The 3,474-nt window shown below is 61.4% G+C and carries 4 protein-coding genes; 1 reads left to right on the top strand and 3 read right to left on the bottom strand.

All coding sequences use genetic code 11. The features are described from left to right. A partial coding sequence (locus QWB57_RS10005; protein ID WP_288969382.1) for a tryptophan--tRNA ligase occupies nucleotides 1-1,225 on the bottom strand: 1,225 nt, incomplete at its 3' end. Nucleotides 1,226-1,359: 134 nt separating this feature from the next. Here QWB57_RS10005 and QWB57_RS10000 point away from each other — a divergent pair. Then, on the top strand, nucleotides 1,360-2,160 hold the full coding sequence (locus QWB57_RS10000) for a hypothetical protein (protein ID WP_223629413.1): 801 nt from the start codon (nucleotides 1,360-1,362) through the stop codon (nucleotides 2,158-2,160). Nucleotides 2,161-2,236: 76 nt separating this feature from the next. Here QWB57_RS10000 and QWB57_RS09995 read toward each other — a convergent pair whose 3' ends face one another. Beyond that, nucleotides 2,237-2,374, bottom strand: coding sequence for an entericidin A/B family lipoprotein (locus QWB57_RS09995; protein ID WP_223629412.1), 138 nt, complete (start codon nucleotides 2,372-2,374; stop codon nucleotides 2,237-2,239). A gap of 69 nt (nucleotides 2,375-2,443) precedes the next feature. Then, nucleotides 2,444-3,367 (bottom strand): arginase, encoded by a 924-nt coding sequence (rocF, locus tag QWB57_RS09990; RefSeq protein ID WP_223629411.1) that lies wholly within the window; start codon nucleotides 3,365-3,367, stop codon nucleotides 2,444-2,446. Nucleotides 3,368-3,474: the final 107 nt, after the last annotated feature.

The following is a 3,474-nucleotide window of genomic DNA, read 5'->3' as shown; positions in this document are numbered from 1 at the left end:
CCACATCGGCATCCAGCGTGCCGCTTTTGATCGATGCAATCCGCTGCCCGGCATCGCGCGGGGAATCAAAGCCAGCGCTTTGCAACAGCACGCGCTCGCCTTGCACCAGCTTGAAGTAGAACTTGCCATCGGCATCCCGGTATTGCTTGAAGCTGGGCACCTCGGTATCGACAGATTTTGGGGGATTGCCGGCAGCGCTGGCCAGCACCACCTGCGACAAATCGCGCAGCCCCACCGCTTCGCGCAGGCGGCTGATCGCCGGCGTTGCATAGGCCGTGCGCAAGCGCGCTGCGCCGTCGCACAAGATGGCTTCAATCTCGCCGGGCTTGGCCATCAGAGCTTCATAGCGTTCGCGCAGCGGGGTGATTTCGGCATCAATTTTTTCGAACAGTGCTTGCTTGGCTTCACCCCACGCGATCCCATCTGCAAACGCTTGCGCGAATGCCGCGGTGTCGTCCTTGCTGGCGAAAGCCTGGTACAACTGGAACAGCGCCGAGCCTTCGGTACTCTTGGGCTCGCCCGGTGCGCGCGAGTCGGTGAGGATGCCGGCGATGCGTTTTTTCAATTCTGCACGCGGCACGAACATCGGGATCGTGTTGTCGTAGCTCTTGCTCATCTTGCGGCCATCCAGGCCTGGCAAGGTTGCCACGTTGTCGTCCACCAGCGCTTCCGGCAGGGTGAAAAATTCATCGCCGTAGATGTGGTTGAAACGCTGACCAAAATCGCGTGCCATTTCAATATGCTGCACCTGGTCGCGCCCCACCGGCACTTTGTGCGCGTTGAAAATCAGGATGTCGGCGGCCATCAGCACCGGGTACATGAACAGGCCGGCGGTGATACCGGCATCGTCGTCTTCACCTTCGGCGCGGTTCTTATCCACCGCCGCTTTGTAGGCATGCGCACGATTGAGAATGCCCTTGCCGGCCACACACGTGAGCAACCATGTCAGCTCCGGAATTTCAGGGATATCCGACTGCCGATAGAACCATACCTTGGCCGGATCCAGGCCGCAGGCCAGCCACGCCGCGGCGATCTCCAAGGTGGAACGCTGCGTGCGCGCCGGATCTTGCGCCTTGATCAGGCTGTGGTAGTCGGCGAGGAAATAAAAACTCTCGGCATTGGCCGCACGTGCGGCGGCAATCGCCGGACGGATGGCGCCGACATAGTTGCCAAGGTGGGGGGTGCCGGAGGTGGTGATGCCGGTCAGGACGCGGGTCTTGCTCATGCGGGGCTGCGCTTGTCATGCGAAATCAATCGCCATTCTAAAGGTACAGACCTCAAGACATCGGGTTAACCCCGTTTTGCGGCGCCATGCGTTGACCGTCTTGCAGCGCACCCCTTGCGCCTCTGGAGACCGCCATGTTTCGCCCACTTGCACTCGCCCTTGCCCTTGCCGCATCCACTGCATGCAGCTTGCCCGCCCACGCCCGCGACATCGTCACGCTGGGCGTGGTGGATCGAGACAGCGGACAAACCCTGCCCGAATACCCATTTCGTGGCCAACATTGGGTCGCCGGCGTGCCCGGCCACCGCTACGCGGTGCGGCTGACCAATACCAGCGGCGAGCGCGTGCTGGTGGTGTTGTCGGTGGATGGCGTGAACGCAGTCAGCGGGCAGACCGCCGCACCCTCGCAAGCCGGTTATGTGTTGGGGCCGTGGGAGTCCGCCGAAATCGCCGGCTGGCGCAAATCGCTGGATGACATTGCCCAATTCGTATTCACCGACCTGCCCGATAGTTATGCCGCGCGCACCGGTCGCCCGGCCAATGTGGGAGTGGTGGGAATCGCGGTGTTTCGTGAATATCAGCCGCCCCGCCCGCAATATGCACCGCCGCTGGCCGCGCAAGAACAAGCACGCGACAGCATGGCCAAATCCATGCCGGCACCGGCTCCACCCGCTGCCGCCAACCGCGCGATGGCAGAGGCCGATGCGATGCCACAACAACTGGGCACGGGCCACGGTCAGCGCGAATGGGCACCGGTGGGGCAAACCTCGTTTCAACGGATGAGCACACGCCCGCAGCAAGTCAGCCAAGTGCGCTATGACGATGTGAATGCACTGGTGGCGATGGGGGTAATGCCGCCCCCGTATGCACCGTATGCACGAACGTCACCACGCGCATTTCCGCAAGGGTTTGTGGCGGATCCGCCACGCTGGTAATAAGTCCAGGCAGTCCTCCCCATGTCATTGGGGAGGACTGGTTTGTGGGCACTTATGGCCGCGCCCATCGGTGCTCCTACTTTTTGCCGGATGCGTCTTCGATTTTTTCGCCGACTTTCTTGATGTCCTTACCTGCGCCATTCACGGTATTGCAGGCGGTCAAGGCGGCACTGGCGAACACGGTCAACAACAGCAGGGCAAATAAGCGTTTCATGGAAGCCTCGTGACGGGGTGGAAAACCACATTAAACCGCGTCCCCGCTAAAACTGCACATGAACGCGCATCAATCGCGCATCAGGGTCGATTTGCCAAACAGGCTTTCCACCAGATCCACCGCCAGCTTGGCGGTGGCATTACGGCGATCCAATGCGGGGTTGATTTCGACCAGATCCAGCGACCCCAGGCAGCCGCTATCGGCCACCATTTCCATGATGAGTTGCGCTTCGCGGTAGTTCACGCCGCCGGGCACACGGGTGCCGGTGCCGGGGGCAATCGCTGGGTCGAGCATGTCCACATCAAAGCTGACGTGCAGATGGGTGTTGGCATCCATACCTTCCAATGCTTCTTCCATCGCACGGCGCATGCCAACTTCGTCGATATAACGCATGTCATAGATATCCAGCCCGTGCTCTTGCACCAAACGCTTCTCGCCCGGGTCCACCGAACGGATGCCGATCTGGCGCACTTGGTCCGGACTGATGGCCGGCGTGATCCCGCCAAACCCGGTTAACACCGTCGGCCCCATGCCGCACAGGCAAGCCACCGGCATGCCGTGAATATTGCCGCTGGGGGTAAGCTCGTGGGTATTGAAATCGGCATGCGCATCCAGCCACAACACACGCAACTGTTTACCCATGCTGCGGCAATGCGCGGCCACCGCCGCGATCGAACCAATCGCCAGGCAATGGTCACCGCCCAGCAAAATCGGCATCCGCCCGGCTTGCAGCTCACGGGTGGACACATCAAACACGCTACGATTCCACGCGGTGACTTCATCCAAATGCCGATAGCCATCGACCGGCGCACTGACCGGATTGCGTGGGCCACTGACATCGCCTACGTCACGCACATCCACGCCGCGGGCGGCAATGGCATCCACCAACCCTGCCACACGCAAAGCCTCCGGCCCCATGGATGCGCCACGCTTGGACGCGCCGATATCCGTAGGAACACCGAAGATGGACACCGGTGGATAGCTACGCTGCATACGAAAACCCCATGAATGCGCCGCCTGCGGCTCTGGCGCAAGCTGGGCGTACTGGTGCCGCTTGTCCGAATCGAACGGACGACCTACCGCTTACAAGGCGGTTGCTC

It is taken from the genome of uncultured Thermomonas sp., assembly GCF_937872235.1.
In the GTDB taxonomy this organism is placed as follows: Bacteria; Pseudomonadota; Gammaproteobacteria; order Xanthomonadales; family Xanthomonadaceae; genus Thermomonas; species Thermomonas beijingensis.
The sequence above is the reverse complement of the archived record's forward strand: the minus strand, read 5'-3'. Positions and strand labels throughout refer to the sequence as shown.

Bases quoted from the DNA above. Each gene is read 5' to 3' on its own strand.
- QWB57_RS10000 (WP_223629413.1), top strand. From the start codon at position 1,360: ATGTTTCGCCCACTTGCACTCGCCCTTGCCCTTGCCGCATCCACTGCA.
- QWB57_RS09995 (WP_223629412.1), bottom strand. From the start codon at position 2,374: ATGAAACGCTTATTTGCCCTGCTGTTGTTGACCGTGTTCGCCAGTGCC.
- rocF (WP_223629411.1), bottom strand. From the start codon at position 3,367: ATGCAGCGTAGCTATCCACCGGTGTCCATCTTCGGTGTTCCTACGGAT.